At 34.3% G+C, this 15,290-nt stretch carries 13 protein-coding genes; 12 read left to right on the top strand and 1 reads right to left on the bottom strand.

Annotated elements, in window-relative coordinates:
* Positions 1–133: 133 nt before the first annotated feature.
* The 7 genes from purM to ASG22_RS02490 all read left to right on the top strand — a co-directional run bounded on the left by purM (position 134) and on the right by ASG22_RS02490 (position 8,978).
* Positions 134–1,126, top strand: a complete 993-nt coding sequence (gene purM, locus ASG22_RS02520) for a phosphoribosylformylglycinamidine cyclo-ligase (protein WP_055980012.1) — start codon at positions 134–136, stop codon at positions 1,124–1,126.
* A 71-nt stretch (positions 1,127–1,197) separates the two neighbouring features.
* Positions 1,198–1,764 carry a phosphoribosylglycinamide formyltransferase gene (gene purN, locus ASG22_RS02515; protein WP_055980008.1) on the top strand — a complete coding sequence of 189 codons (567 nt, stop codon included), beginning with the start codon at positions 1,198–1,200 and terminating at the stop codon, positions 1,762–1,764.
* A gap of 386 nt (positions 1,765–2,150) precedes the next feature.
* A complete protein-coding gene (gene purH, locus ASG22_RS02510; protein ID WP_055980005.1) occupies positions 2,151–3,668 on the top strand; it encodes a bifunctional phosphoribosylaminoimidazolecarboxamide formyltransferase/IMP cyclohydrolase in 1,518 nt (505 codons plus the stop codon).
* 126 nt (positions 3,669–3,794) lie between these two features.
* Positions 3,795–5,033: a phosphoribosylamine--glycine ligase gene (purD, locus tag ASG22_RS02505; RefSeq protein ID WP_055980003.1), complete on the top strand. Its 1,239-nt coding sequence runs from the start codon at positions 3,795–3,797 to the stop codon at positions 5,031–5,033.
* A 139-nt stretch (positions 5,034–5,172) separates the two neighbouring features.
* Positions 5,173–6,702 carry a glutamine-hydrolyzing GMP synthase gene (gene guaA / locus ASG22_RS02500; protein ID WP_055980001.1) on the top strand — a complete coding sequence of 510 codons (1,530 nt, stop codon included), beginning with the start codon at positions 5,173–5,175 and terminating at the stop codon, positions 6,700–6,702.
* 109 nt (positions 6,703–6,811) lie between these two features.
* Positions 6,812–7,408, top strand: a complete 597-nt coding sequence (locus ASG22_RS02495; protein WP_055979999.1) for a hypothetical protein — start codon at positions 6,812–6,814, stop codon at positions 7,406–7,408.
* 67 nt (positions 7,409–7,475) lie between these two features.
* Positions 7,476–8,978 carry a carbon-nitrogen hydrolase family protein gene (locus ASG22_RS02490; protein ID WP_055979997.1) on the top strand — a complete coding sequence of 501 codons (1,503 nt, stop codon included), beginning with the start codon at positions 7,476–7,478 and terminating at the stop codon, positions 8,976–8,978.
* Between the two features lie 98 nt (positions 8,979–9,076).
* Here ASG22_RS02490 and ASG22_RS02485 read toward each other — a convergent pair whose 3' ends face one another.
* Positions 9,077–10,321 (bottom strand): phage integrase SAM-like domain-containing protein, encoded by a 1,245-nt coding sequence (locus ASG22_RS02485; RefSeq protein ID WP_055979995.1) that lies wholly within the window; start codon positions 10,319–10,321, stop codon positions 9,077–9,079.
* A gap of 394 nt (positions 10,322–10,715) precedes the next feature.
* On the opposite strand from ASG22_RS02485, the gene ASG22_RS02480 reads away from it, so the two are divergent.
* The 5 genes from ASG22_RS02480 (at position 10,716) to ASG22_RS02460 (ending at position 15,239) form a co-directional block, all read left to right on the top strand.
* The gene (locus ASG22_RS02480) at positions 10,716–11,000 is read left to right on the top strand and encodes a hypothetical protein (protein ID WP_131726137.1); all 285 of its coding nucleotides are present in this window, start codon (positions 10,716–10,718) and stop codon (positions 10,998–11,000) included.
* Positions 11,001–11,182: 182 nt separating this feature from the next.
* Positions 11,183–11,629 carry a transposase gene (locus ASG22_RS02475; protein ID WP_055979989.1) on the top strand — a complete coding sequence of 149 codons (447 nt, stop codon included), beginning with the start codon at positions 11,183–11,185 and terminating at the stop codon, positions 11,627–11,629.
* The gene (locus ASG22_RS02470; RefSeq protein WP_055979985.1) at positions 11,622–11,951 is read left to right on the top strand and encodes a hypothetical protein; all 330 of its coding nucleotides are present in this window, start codon (positions 11,622–11,624) and stop codon (positions 11,949–11,951) included. The genes ASG22_RS02475 and ASG22_RS02470 overlap by 8 nt, the downstream gene beginning before the upstream one ends.
* A 53-nt stretch (positions 11,952–12,004) precedes the next feature.
* On the top strand, positions 12,005–13,654 hold the full coding sequence (locus tag ASG22_RS02465; protein WP_055979981.1) for an ABC1 kinase family protein: 1,650 nt from the start codon (positions 12,005–12,007) through the stop codon (positions 13,652–13,654).
* A 232-nt stretch (positions 13,655–13,886) separates the two neighbouring features.
* Positions 13,887–15,239 (top strand): DEAD/DEAH box helicase, encoded by a 1,353-nt coding sequence (locus tag ASG22_RS02460; protein ID WP_055979978.1) that lies wholly within the window; start codon positions 13,887–13,889, stop codon positions 15,237–15,239.
* Positions 15,240–15,290: the final 51 nt, after the last annotated feature.

The following is a 15,290-nucleotide window of genomic DNA, read 5'->3' as shown; positions in this document are numbered from 1 at the left end:
TTCTCCGAGAAAGGGAATATTGTGGACTCTGAAATTCTGAGATAAAATAACGGCCGATAATCTACTAAGATTGTCGGCTTTTTTGTTTTCTAAATTTGAATAAAAAGTTTGAAATAAATTTCTAAAAGTAAACATGAGCAACACGTACAAATCAGCAGGAGTAGACAAAGAAGAAGGATACAAAACCGTTGACAAGATCAAGAAAGCGGTTGGCGAAACTCACAATTCCAATGTATTGAATCATTTGGGAAGTTTTGGGGCTTTCTACGAAATCGGAGGGTACAAAAATCCTGTTTTGGTTTCAGGAACGGATGGAGTGGGAACGAAGCTGAAAGTAGCTTTAGACTCAAAAAGATATGATTCTATCGGTGTAGACTGTTTTGCAATGTGTGCCAACGATATCCTTTGTCACGGGGCAAAACCGTTATTTTTCCTTGATTATTTAGCTTGTGGAAAATTAGATTCTGAAATTGCTGCTGAAATCGTTCTTGGAATGGTAGCGGCCTGTAAAGACAACAACTGCGCATTAATAGGTGGGGAAACTGCAGAAATGCCGGGAATGTATCAGCCAGGAGATTATGATGTTGCAGGATTCTGTGTAGGGATTGTTGAAAAAGATCAGATTATCGATGGTTCTAAAATCAAACCGGGGAATAAAATTATCGCTCTTCCAAGTTCAGGATTCCACTCGAATGGATTTTCTCTGGTAAGAAAAGTGTTCCCTGATTTCAACGAGGAATTCGAAGGAAAACCTTTGTACGAAACACTTTTAGTTCCTACAAGATTGTATTATAAAGATATTCATAAAGTAATCGAAGAAGTAGAAGTTGCAGGTATTGCTCACATCACTGGAGGAGGTTTATATGAGAATATCCCAAGAATTATCGGTGATGGACTCTGTGCTTCAATCGACGCTTCAAAAATCAAAATTCCAACGATCATGGTAGAATTGGAAAAAAGAGGTGGTGTAGCGCACGAAGAAATGTTCGGAACGTTCAACATGGGTGTTGGGATGATCGTTGTTGTAGATGCAGAACACGCAGAAAAGGTATTGCACCTTTTGGATGATGCTTACGAAATCGGAGAAATCACAGAAGGAAGCGAAAAAATTGATTTGAAATTTTAAATAAAATAGAATTTAGTATTAGAGATTTGGGTTAAACTAATTTCTAGCTTCTAACTTCTAACTTCTAATTAATGAAAAACATTGTTGTACTCGTTTCAGGTTCAGGAAGCAATCTTCAGCGAATTATTGATACGATTGATAACGGAGAAATCCAGAATGCAAAAGTATCTTTAGTGGTTGCTGACAGAGAATGTTACGGACTGGAGAGAGCAAAAAATCATAACATAGAAAGCGCTCTGATTCCGAGAGGAAAAAATTTCAGCAGCGAATTGACTAAAATCATCCCGCAAAACACAGATTTAATTGTACTGGCAGGATTTTTATCTATTCTAAAACCTGAGTCTTGTGAAAACTGGAAAGGAAAAATAATCAATATTCATCCGGCGTTACTTCCAAAATACGGAGGAAAAGGAATGTGGGGACATCATGTTCATAATGCTGTGATTGAAGCTAAAGAAAAAGAAAGCGGAGCAACGGTACATTTCGTCACTTCAGGAATCGACGAAGGGGAAGCTATTCTTCAGAAATCATTCGAAGTCACAGAAAACGATACTCCCGAAACCTTGGCAGAAAAAGTTCATTTAATTGAATATGAAATTTTCCCAAAAGCAATCAATAAAGTATTGAATAATAATTAAACAAAAGTTATTACAGGTACAAAACTCTCTTCTTTCGGAGGGGTGGCAAAAATTCAGGAAGAATTTTGACAGGGTGGTTAAAAAAGATAAAGCATTAAATACATCAACCCTTTGCTGAGTGAAACGCCTTTGCGAACAAAAATATTCGGCAAGAAATTTAAAAAAACTTAGCGCCCTTTGCGTTAAAAATAACAGTTTGTCATTCCGTAGAATCTAAGTATAGTTAAGATGCTTTCAATATGACAAATAGAATGTAAAAAACACATTTAGATTTTAATTATTTCGAAAAATTTGAAAAATCTAAGTAAAATAAAAAGTAAGATCGGAGGTGAAAGAACCGGTCTACAGTTTGAAATAGCTGTAAAAAGTAAAAAATCGAAAGTAAAATGAGCAAAAAAAGAGTTTTAATCAGTGTTTCAGACAAAAGCGGATTGATCGAATTCGCACAGTTTTTGGAAGCCCAAAATTATGAATTAATTTCTACAGGAGGGACCTTCAAACATTTGAAAGACGCTGGTTTAAATCCCATTCAGATTGATGAGGTGACCAATTTCCCTGAGATGTTGGACGGAAGAGTGAAGACTTTGCACCCGAAAGTTCATGGTGGATTGTTGGCAGTTCGTTCAAGCGAAGAACACATGAAAACGGTTGAGGAACACGGAATTGATCTGATCGACATGGTAATCGTAAATCTTTACCCTTTCTTTGAAAATGTAAACAAAGACATTTCTCTTCACGAAAAGGTAGAATTCATCGATATCGGAGGTCCTTCAATGCTTCGTTCTGCTGCTAAAAACTTTGATTCTGTAACAGTAATTACTGATGTTGAAGATTACACAAAGGTAAAAATCGAAATGGAGCAAAACGGTGACACGTATATCGAGACGCGTAAAAAGCTTGCAGGAAAAGTATTCAACTTAACTTCTGCTTATGATGCAGCGATTTCAAGAATGCTTTTAGAAGAGGATTATCCGACGTATTTAAGTGCTTCTTATAAAAAGGTTTCTGACCTTAGATACGGTGAAAATCCTCATCAGACGGCGGCTTACTATGTTTCTACTTTTGAAAACGGTGCCATGAAAGATTTCGAACAATTGGGAGGTAAAGAATTGTCTTTCAATAACCTTCGTGATATGGATCTTTGCTGGAAAGTGGTGACTGAATTCAAAGAAGAAATGGCTTGTTGCGCAGTAAAACACTCTACACCTTGTGGCGTGGCGATCGGAACTTCAGCACTGGAAACGTATCAGAAAACTTTCGAGTGTGATCCGGTTTCAATCTTTGGCGGAATTGTTGCAATGAACTACAAAATCGATGCAGCAACAGCGGAAGAATTGAACAAAACTTTCCTTGAAATCGTAATGGCTCCTGAGTTTGACGAAGAAGCTCTGGAAATTTTAAGAAAGAAAAAGAATGTAAGAATTATAAAAATCGTAAACCCTGTTTCTGACAAACAAACTTGGGTGAAGGTTGATGGCGGAATTTTAGTTCAGGACAACGACAGTATCTTCTCTGATGATATTAAAGTTGTAACTGAAACGCAACCTACAGAAGAGCAGAGAAAAGCTTTATTGTTCTCTCAGAGAGTGGTAAAATACGTGAAATCTAATGCTATTGTTGTTTCCAACGGGATTCAGGCTTTCGGAATCGGAGGCGGACAGGTAAATAGAATCTGGGCAACTCAACAGGCGATTGAAAGAGCTAAAGAAAAATTCACAGGAGATTTGGTATTAGCTTCTGATGCGTTTTTCCCTTTCCGTGATGTAGTGGATTTCTGTGCTGCAGAAGGAATTACAGCTATTATTCAGCCGGGAGGAAGTGTAAAAGACCAAGACAGCATCGAAGCGGCCAACGAGCACAAAATCCCGATGATGTTTACAGGTGTTAGACATTTTTTTCACTAAAAGATTAAGAGATTCAGATATTTAGAAATTCAAAAATTAGATCATGATAATTTCTTAATTCCTTAATCTTTCAATTTTAATTTTAAATTATATATTTGTAAAATAGACTTGTTAATTAAATAAAATATGAGAATATTAATCATAGGTGAAGGTGGAAGAGAATCTGCTTTGGCTGTAAAACTTCAGAAGGACGCAAGAATTTCTAAAATGTTTTTCGCAAACGGAAATGCTACCACTGATGTAATAGGAAAAAATGTTCATTTATCAGAGATTAAAGAACTGAGAGATTTTGCTATCAAAGAAAAGGTAGATCTTACAATTGTAGGTCCTGAAGCAACGCTAGTAGCTGGTTTGAAGGATGAATTCAAAAAGCACGATCTTAAAGTTTTCGGTCCTAATCAAAAAGTGGCTAGCTTGGAAGGAAGTAAGGCTTTCTCTAAGAAATTTATGCAGACCTATGATATCAAAACGGCAAAAGCAGTTGTTTTTGATGCTTATAACGACGCAAAAGAATACATCCAGACTCAGGAATATCCTTTAGTAATTAAGGCTAGCGGACTTGCAGGAGGAAAAGGGGTAGTTATTTGCGAAACATTAGAAGAGGCAGAAGCAACAGTTCATGATTTTATGATCAGAAGAATCTTTGGTGATGCAGGAATCCGTATTGTGGTGGAGGAATATCTGGAAGGTTTTGAAGCTTCTATTATTGCTTTCTCAAACGGTGAAAAATTATTCCCTTGCATTGCAGCTAAAGATTATAAAAAAGCAGGAAATGGCGACACTGGCCCAAATACAGGAGGTATGGGTACCGTAGCACCAAGCCCTGAATTTACTGCTGAGCATTATGCTGATTTTGAAAAAAATATTCTTGAAACGACTTTAAAGGGTCTTAAAGCAGAAGGTTTTGGATTTAAAGGAATTATCTTCTTCGGATTGATGATTACTAAAAAAGGAACGTATCTTCTTGAATACAATATGAGATTCGGAGATCCTGAAACTCAGGTATTAATGGCTTTAATGGAAAACAATCTTCTAGATGTAATCAACGATTGTATGGAAGGAAAAGACATCGAACTTAAATTTAAAGACGAAAAAGCAGTTTGTCTTGTAATGTGTTCCGGTGGTTATCCAAGAAATATCGAAACCGGTTTTGAAATTACAGGTGAAGATAAATTAAAGCACAGCCAGCTTTTATACGCAGGAGCTATCAGAAAAGGCGACAAAGTAGTTTCAAACGGTGGAAGAGTTCTGAACATCGTAGCTACAGGAGCTACCTATGAAGATGCCCGCAAGAAAGTTTACGAAGACGCAAGTCACGTACATTTCGATTACGGCTTCTACAGAGAAGACATCGGAAAGTTTTAAAATAAAATCACGAAAAAAGATTTGGAGAAATCCAGGTCTTTTTTTGTAAAGAAATTGAAATTTAGATTTCAGATAAAAGATTTCAGATTAAAGTCTGATATCTCACATCTGATGTCATTTTAAATAATTAATTATAAAAATGAACAACGGTATTATCATATTAGATTTCGGATCACAGTACAATCAGCTTATCGGAAGAAGAATCCGTGAGATGGGTGTATATTCTGAAATTTTGCCTTTCAATACACCATTAGAAACAATTTTAGAAAAACAGCCGAGAGGAATTATCCTTTCCGGTGGACCAAGCTCTGTAAACGCAGAAAACGCTCATTTGGTTGAAAAAGAATTGTATGAACAGGGAATTCCTGTATTGGGAATTTGCTACGGAATGCAGTTAACGGCACATCTTTTAGGCGGAAAAGTTCATAAAGGAGTAAAAGGTGAGTACGGAAAAGCTCATTTAGAAATTGTAAAAGAATCTTCTTTACTAAAAGGCGTAACCAACAATTCTGTTGTCTGGATGAGCCATTTTGATGAGGTTGGACAATTGCCTGCAGGTTTTGAATTAAATGCGACATCAGGAGTTATCGCTTCGATTGCGAATGAAGAGAAAAAAATCTACTGTGTACAGTTTCACCCGGAAGTTTCTCACACAGAAGAAGGTGGGAAAATGTTGGAAAACTTTGTTTTTGCCATTTGTAATTCAGAGAAAAACTGGAAACTGACAAATTATATAGATAAAACAGTGGCAGAAATCCGTGAAAGAGTAGGTGATCAAAAAGTGATCTTGGGTCTTTCAGGAGGTGTAGATTCTTCTGTTGCTGCCGTTTTGATCCATAAAGCGATCGGTGATCAATTGACTTGTATTTTCGTAGACACAGGATTGTTGAGAAAAGATGAAGACAAAAAAGTAATGGATAATTATGGAGAACATTTCCATATGAACATTAAATTGGTTGATGCTAAAGAAAGATTTTTATCAAAATTAGCGGGAGTTGATGATCCTGAAGCTAAAAGAAAAATCATTGGAAACGAATTTATTCATGTTTTTGATGAAGAATCTCATAAAATCGAAGGGGCAAAATTCTTAGCGCAGGGAACAATTTATCCTGATGTGATTGAAAGCCAGTCGGTAAACGGTCCTTCTGCAGTAATCAAATCTCACCACAACGTTGGCGGACTTCCGGAAGATATGGAGTTTGAATTATTGGAGCCTTTAAGAGAATTATTCAAGGATGAAGTAAGAAAAGTGGGTGAAGAATTGGGAATTCCTCATCATTTGGTACACAGACATCCTTTCCCTGGTCCTGGTTTGGGAATCAGAATTTTAGGAGCTGTTGATGCTGAAAAAGTGAAAATTTTACAGGAAGCTGATGATATTTTCATCGAAGAATTATACAAAAATGATTTGTATGAAAAAGTTTCTCAGGCTTTTGTAGTTCTTCTTCCAGTAAAATCTGTTGGAGTTATGGGTGACGAAAGAACGTACGAATATACAGCGGTAGTTCGTTCTGCAAATACTATCGACTTCATGACCGCAACGTGGAGCAGACTTCCTTACGAGTTTTTAGATACTGTTTCAAGCAGAATTATCAACGAAGTAAGAGGAATCAACAGAGTAGCGTACGATATTTCGAGCAAACCACCTGCTACCATCGAGTGGGAATAATTTTGACTTGAATTTTAAATACAAATCCTGCCTTTGGGCGGGATTTTTTGTTTATGAATAATAAATTTTCAATAAATAAGTTTAGTTATTTTAAAATTGAACTGATACTATGAAAATCTTTTTAGCTATTATAATTTCTTTTCTGACTACAATTTTATTTGAGGCTCAAACAATGATAATTGAAACTTTTCCGGACAAAAAATTTAAAATTCAGATTGAAGATAAAAATGATCAATATAATTTTGAGATACTTTTTTTGGACAGTATTTCATCTAATAAAAAATATGAACAGAAATTCTTTAAATATGAGAACAAGAAACAGAGAGTTTACAAAAAAACTGGTCATTATAAAAAGTCTTTTTATTGGATCCAAAAAATGGATGATCTTACCGAGCGTAATTCATATTATAGCTATTACAATCTTTCTATTAAAAAATCAGAGCATAAAGATTTCACAGAATTAATTGATAAAATAGAAAACAGTAGTGATGAAGATTTGGAAAATATAGATAAAAGGATGGTTGTTTTACACGGTGCTCCAATTCATATTACAATAACAGATGGCTCCAATATACGACGGATTTATAATAATGCGGAAGTTAAAGAATACTATCCTTTCACAACAAAATTAATAAGCCAATCATTTTCATTTTTTAGAGAAAGAAAAATATTTGTTAACAAACTTATAGAAACGAACGGTTATTAAAGTTATGTTTTTGTTGATGCTTGATCAGCTGTAATTTTTTCCCTAAATTTAAATAAAATTATATCAAATGCAAATAGAAACAAGACCTCTGACTGTTCAGGATTATGAAGAATTGGTTGTTACGATGAAGCGTGCCTATCCACAAATGTCAGAATCAATATGGTCCAAAAAAAGTATTGAAAAGCTAACAAAAATATTTCCTAAAGGGCAGATATGCATTACGGTAGACGGAAAATTAGCTGCGGTCGCACTTTCCATAATTGTTGATTATAATGAGTTTGGAGATGAACATACATATAGCGATATTACAGGAAATTATACGTTTAATACTCACTTATCGACAGGAGATGTTTTATACGGGATCGAGGTTTTTGTAGATCCGGAATACCGTGAACTAAGATTGGGAAGAAGATTATACGATGCCCGAAAGGAACTTTGTGAATTATTAAATTTAAAATCAATTGTTCTTGGAGGGAGAATTCCAAATTATCACAAATATAGCAATGAACTTTCGGCAAGAGATTATATCCGAAAAGTAAGAGACAAAGAAATTTACGATCCTGTGTTGTCTTTTCAATTATCTAATAATTTCTTGCCGATTAGAGTGCTGAAAAAGTATCTTCCGGAAGATGAATCTTCAAAAGAAAATGCTGTTCTTCTTCAATGGAACAACGTTTATTACAGCAAAAAACCCAATACGATGCAGGACAGCATTATCCGTTTGGGCTTGGTGCAGTGGCAGATGAGACATTTCAAAGATATTAATGCTTTTTACGAGCAGGTAGAGTTTTTTGTGAATGTAATGGGAGATTATAAGGCAGATTTTGTTCTTTTCCCTGAATTGTTTAACACGCCGTTATTGGCTCCGTTCAACAAACTTTCTGAAAGAGACAGTATGATTGAATTGGCAAAACTTACCGAAGAAATTAAGAATCGAATTTCAGAGTTGGCAATCAGCTATAATGTGAATATTATTTCAGGAAGTATGCCTGTCTTTGAAAATAATGATCTTTACAATATCAGTTATCTTCTCCACCGTGATGGTCGTGTAGATGAATACCGTAAAATTCATATTACGCCTAATGAACGGAAATATTACGGCATGAAAGGCGGAAGCGAAATCAAAGTTTTCGATACCGACTGTGGAAAGGTAGGTCTTGTAATCTGCTACGATGTGGAATTTCCTGAACTCCCAAGAATTCTGGCAGATCAGGGAATGAAAATTTTATTTGTTCCTTACCTTACCGACACTCAAAATGCGTACATCAGAGTACGCCATTGTGCTGCAGCAAGAGCTATTGAAAATGAATGCTATGTCGCCATTGCCGGTTGTGTAGGGAATTTACCGGGAGTTAATAACATGGATATTCAGTTCGGGCAGGCGGCAGTGTTCACACCTTCGGATTTTGCTTTTCCATCCAATGCCGTAAAAGGGGAAGCAACACCAAATACCGAAATGACGTTAATCGTAGATGTCGATTTGAATTTGCTGAAAGATCTTCACTATCACGGATCTGTTCAGGTAATGAAAGACCGAAGAAATGATTTATACGAAACCTATTTAAGATAATTTTTTTATTTTCTTATTTGTTAATAGTCAATAATATTCTGCCCTCTCAATTTAGGAGAGGGTATTTTTTTATCGAAAATTTCATCAGTTGGATTGGTTTAGTTGGGTATTAATCCTTGATCTGCATGAGTTTGGTCAAAATATTTACCGAGAGATAAAATTCTGTCCGTGTTTACAGGATTAATATATTTTAAGAACATTTGTTCTGTACTGTGGCCGGTAGCTTCCATCAAAAGCGGAGTAGGGATTTTTCCGTAAAAGTTTGTGGCAAAGCTTCTTCTGCCGATATGGCTGCTGAGGGCTTTCCATTTTTCAACCTCAATATCATTTGTCCGGAAGCCACATCTTTTCCTTGTATTTACCAACTCATCAAGATGGCTTAGTTTTGCAATCTCTTTTATGGCAATATTGTACTCATTAATATCCATACGCCTCGGGAACTGATCGTTATATTTGTTTAATATATTCAGAACGGCAGGGTGTAAAGGAAGCGTGACACTTTTCCTGGTCTTTTGCTGAGTAAATTTTATACAGGCTTTTTTTTCTATTTCCACAAGCTGTTTGGAAGAAAAGTTGATGAAATCTGAAAATCTCTGACCGGTATAACAGCTGATAATCAGCCAGTCTTTTGCTATTTCAAGGACAGACGGAACAGTGGTACTTTTGATCTTTACTATTTCTTTTTCCGTAAGCGTGATCATTTCTTTATTCTGTTTTTCTCTTTTTACCACTATTTCTCGTACGCTCGTCCGGATACCTTTTCTTTCTGCAAAGTTTAAGATTGTTTTTACAAAATGTATCGTTCTATAGATAGTGTTGTCGCTGTATTTTTCTTTTTTTCCAAATTGGATGAAATCCTTGGTGAAATCTGAATTAAGCGTATCTACCATCATTCTTTCTATCATATGAGCTTCAAATCTTACAAGAAGTTTAAAAAAAACATTGTATCTCTTAAACGTAGATTTGCAGATTAAATGTTCTTTAGATTTTATATAAGCCTGCATATAATAAAGCAGTGAATTTTCGGGAAATTGATTTTCCCTTCGTGCACAGATCTCACGTATTTTTTTGGTGAGTGATCGTTGGCTTACACTCTTTACCTGAGTACTTTTCTTCTCTATGTACTCTTTAATTTCAATTTTAAGAAGGTTGATTTTTTCATTAAGTAATTTTTGTTTTTTGAGATAGATGTTCTTTGGTCTCTCAAGGTGAAAATCCCATTCGTTTTCATTCATCGAAAGATGCGTATTAAAATGATAATTAATGTTCCTGGACGCATCGGTGATGTTTAAATACAGATTTTTTGAGAGGCTTCTCTTGGGTAGAAAAAACTGAAATGTCATTATCGATAATTTACAATGTTAATTATCAGCGCAATTTAATAAAAAAAATAGTCCTACTTAGACTACGTTTTGAACAAATGTAAACAAATTATAATTATAATACAACACGTATTAAAGCATTGATACAGAATTATTCACATCGTAAAAATGATTATGGTATTCACATGTCTTGAGTGGTTTTTATGACAATATTATCATACCAAATCTCTTTGCTTCATTATGAATAAACTGGTACTTAGCTTTATACCACGTAAGAATAGTCTAAGTAGGACTACTGTTATTAAGAAACTTATTAAGGAAAATTAAACATTTAATAACAAAGTCTATGAAAAAAAATAAAATTTTTTACGTAATTGCGTTTATGTTATTTTTATTGTTAATAAATCCTATTATAGTGAGAAAATTTTCAATTTCAAAAGAGACATATTATATTGTTTTGGCGAATATTGAAAAGAGTAATGATAAAAATGAAGACAGTCTTGGTAAAAAAGATAAATCGCAGGATAAAAGGGATAAAATAATTAATACGAATAATAAAGTATTGCCTCCGCCACCGCAGGCCTCAGATTCTAAAATTTATGCGGCCAATATCGATTCTTATATTCCTGTATTATTTATTGTAGCGGTCATCATTATTGTTTTTTTTGTTAGAAATAAAAATGTATCAAACCGCAAATAATAAATTTTTCAGATTAATAGATTTAAAATAAATCAAAATAGCAACACAGATAGCTTCCTTTATTCTTGAGCTAAAAAAGACGAAAATAACAATATTCATTACGTTAATCTTTGATGAACGGTTTACCAAACAAACTAGACTACTAACGTAATTTCTTTACACACTATAGAAAAAAAATTAAGATGAAATTTGACTATAAAATAATCCACATTGGTGAAATAATAAAAATTCGTGTAGCCGAAACAGATATCAAAATTGAACGTATCTGCAAGTTTATGAACCGTACAGAGGATGAAATAAATGAAATGTATCAATCTGAAAGTATTGATAGTGATGTCTTATTGAGATGGAGTAAACTTCTTGAATACGATTTCTTCAGATTATATTCCCAGCACCTCATCCTGTATTCACCTCCTTCAAAAGTTGATAAGCCACAGGAAAAGAAAATAATGCTTCCGACTTTCCGTAAAAGTATTTATACCCGTGAAGTCATTGATTTCATTGTAGAACTTATAGAAACTCAGGAAAAAACAATGGCTCAGATCATCAAGGAATATAAAATTCCTAAGTCTACATTGCACAGATGGACAAAAAAGTATAACCAAACAAACACTGATCAAAATGAATAATAATTCCCAACCCGATTTTAAAAAGATTTACACCGATATTATTCAGAAAAAATTTCCTGAAAAGGAAAAGGCTTGCCAAAATATTCTTAATAAAAAAGTATTGACAGAGCTGGATGTTATCGCCATTAATAATATGATATTTGCTCCGTTTTCCGAAGATCTTGTGAAATCAAACCAACGTCATCGGTCTTACTGTAAATCAACTATTATAAAAATTTTGGAATTCCAGAAGGAGACCGGAATGAACAATACCAAACTTGCACGTCATTATAAACTGAGCCGTAACACAGTATCAAAATGGAAAAAGCTTTTTATAGTGTAATTGATTGTCGTTAGGAACAATTTTTGACTTACTTTGCAACTACATTTTACACTATGTTCGACAAGCAGCAAAGAAAATTGAAAAGATCCGCTAAACTGATTTCCGTGTTAAGTAAATACGGTTTTAAAGATCTGTTGGCGAGAATGAACAGCGGAAATAAGCAGATAGAAATTCCCAGTAACTCTAATGAAATTGTTTCAAAAGGAACAGTTTACGAAAGAATCCGATTGGTTTTGGAAGAATTGGGACCTACTTTTGTAAAGCTTGGTCAGACATTCAGTAACAGGGAAGATCTTCTTCCTGCAGAACTGATTCAGGAGCTGCAGAAATTGCAGGATAAAGTGGATGTTGTTGATATGAATGTTGAGGAAATTCTGGAAAATGAATTTGATATTTCTGTTGAAGAGCATTTTTCAGACATTCAGAAAGTTCCGTTGGCGACGGCTTCAATTGCGCAGGTGTATAAAGCAACTTTACTGGATGGGACTGAAGTTATTTTAAAGATTAAAAAAGCAGATGTTCAAACGTTGATTGAGGACGATCTTTTATTAATTAAAGATCTTGAAAAACTCGTTTCATCATATTCAGAGATTGGCGAAAAACTGAATCTCAAACAAGCGATTTCCACCTTCGAAAAATCTTTGCTGGAAGAAGTTTCCTTTATCAACGAAAAAGAAAATATTCTACAATTCAAAAGGAATTTTAAAGACAATAAAGAAACATACGTTCCAAATGTTTACGGAGAATTTTCCAACAATAATGTTCTTTGTATGGAATTTATTGATGGAATAAAAGTGACGGATAAAAATTCACTTTTAGCTCATGATATTGATCCGGTGAATGTTTCTGAGGTTGGATTGAGGCTTTTTGTATCTCAAATTTTAGATTACGGTTTTTTTCATGCAGATCCGCACGCAGGGAATATTCTGGTAAAAAAAGACGGAAAAATTGTTTTTATTGATTTCGGTGCAGTCGGAAAAATTCCGCCTAACGATAAAGAAGTTCTTGAAAATTTAATCATCAGTTTCGTAGCCAAAAATGCCCATAAAATCGTTAGGTATCTGAAAAAAATGGCAGTGAGCTATCAGATTCCGGATGAAAAAAGGTTTGAAAATGATGTAGAAGATATTCTGAATTTCGTTCACAGTTCTTCGTTAAAAGAAATTGATCCTCATGTAATTATCAACAAAATGAAAGATGTTTTAAAAGATAACCGACTCTATATGCAGGATTATTTTTATCTTTTATTTAAAGGAATCGGTTTGATAGAAGGTGTTGGGCGAACTATAAATCCAGAATTGGATATTGTAAAAAGTCTTCATCCCTACACAAAAAAAATATTTACAAGGAAACTCAATCCGAAGAATCTCGCAAAAATGGGAATGGACAGAATGATGAGTTTTACGGATAATGTGGATGAAATTCCGAAAGAATTACGTTCTGTACTGCAAAAATTAGATGAAAATAAATTCACAGTTTCCAGTGAAATTAAAAATATTGAAAAAACGAATCAGTTAATAAAATCAAGTATTGTAAATTTGATTTTAGCAATGATTTTGGGCGCAAATATTATCGCAACGGCAATTGTTTTCACTTCAGAATCCGGACCGAGAATCGGAGAAATGTCTTTGGTTGCAGTATTAGGATTTTTCTTTTCAATACTGTTGATGATTGTAATTTTGTTGAGGATCACCAGAAAGTAAGATTTATTAAATAAAAATTCTCAGATTCCTCCGGAATGGTAAAAATGATAAAATATCAATTTAAAATTAATGATATTTGAGATGATTAGACTGCGATAAACAAGACATTTCTAATGTTATCTTTCTATATTTAACAGGATATTTCTATCGATGTCATGCTGAGCGGAGTCGAAGCATTAAGCATATAAATTTCTTGTAATAACCACAAAAATTAATTACTTATCTTTGCAAAATGGAACAACTCACTTTTGCAGATTTTGACCTTCCGGTTAAAATTCTTGATGTTTTAGCAGATTTAAATTTATTTGAACCAACACCCATTCAGGAAAAAACTATCGGACCGATTCTTTCGGGAAGAGACGTGATGGGAATTGCACAGACAGGAACAGGAAAAACGTTAGCGTATTTATTACCGGTTTTAAAAACCTGGAAGTATAACAAAAATGGAAATCCTACCGTGGTTGTTCTGGTTCCTACAAGAGAATTAGTGGTTCAAGTAACAGAAATCGTAGAAAAACTGACGGAAAATCTTACTGCAAGAGTAATAGGAATTTATGGTGGAAAAAATATCAATACGCAAAAACTGTTGTTCAACAATGGTTGCGATATTTTGGTAGGAACTCCCGGCAGAATCATGGATTTGGCTATTGATAATGCTATTTCTTTAAAAGAAGTTCAGAAATTGATCATCGATGAATTTGATGAAATGCTGAATTTAGGTTTCAGACCGCAATTAACCCACATTTTCGAAATGATGAAAGATAAAAGACAGAATATTCTTTTCTCTGCCACCATGACGGAAGCTGTTGATGAAATGCTGGATCAGTATTTTGCTGGCCCTATTGAAATTTCATTGGCGAAATCTGGAACTCCGCTTGAAAAAATTGAACAGACTGCTTATAAAGTAGAGAATTTCAATACTAAAATTAATCTGCTTGAGCACTTATTGAAAACAAACACAGATATGTCTAAGGTTTTGATTTTCACGAATAATAAGAAAAATGCAGATCTTTTATTTACTAAAATTGATGAACTGTTTCCTGAACAGTTTGATGTAATTCACTCGAATAAATCTCAGAACTACAGATTGAAAGCAATGAAAAGCTTTGAAAATGAGGAAGTAAGAGGTTTAATTACAACAGATGTAATGGCAAGAGGATTGGATATTTCTAACATTACACATGTCATCAACTTTGAAACTCCTGAGATTCCTGAACAATATATCCACAGAATTGGTAGAACGGGTAGAGCTGATAAAGACGGGAAAGCAGTAACTTTTGTAACGAAGAAAGAAGAGGTTTTGGCACTTGAGATCGAGTTATTGATGGATAAAGAATTAAAATACATCGATTTCCCTGAAGAGGTTAAAATTAATCCTAAAAAGATTGCTTCTGAAGAAGATTTGATTATTATGAAAAATCCTGCTCAGGTAAAACTGAATGATGGAGGAGGAGCTTTCCATGAGAAAAAGGATAAAAATAAGAAAGAAAACTGGGGCGGACCTTCAAAAAGAAAAGCTCCTAAGAAATTCGGAGCAAACAGGGCTCAGCAGAAATCAATATCGAAATCTAAGAAAAAGAAATAAAAATATCCCTCAAATACTGAGGGATATTTTTATTTCTTTTTTATATTGTGA

Source organism: Chryseobacterium sp. Leaf405 (genome assembly GCF_001425355.1).
In the GTDB taxonomy this organism is placed as follows: Bacteria; Bacteroidota; Bacteroidia; order Flavobacteriales; family Weeksellaceae; genus Chryseobacterium.
The sequence above is the reverse complement of the archived record's forward strand: the minus strand, read 5'-3'. Positions and strand labels throughout refer to the sequence as shown.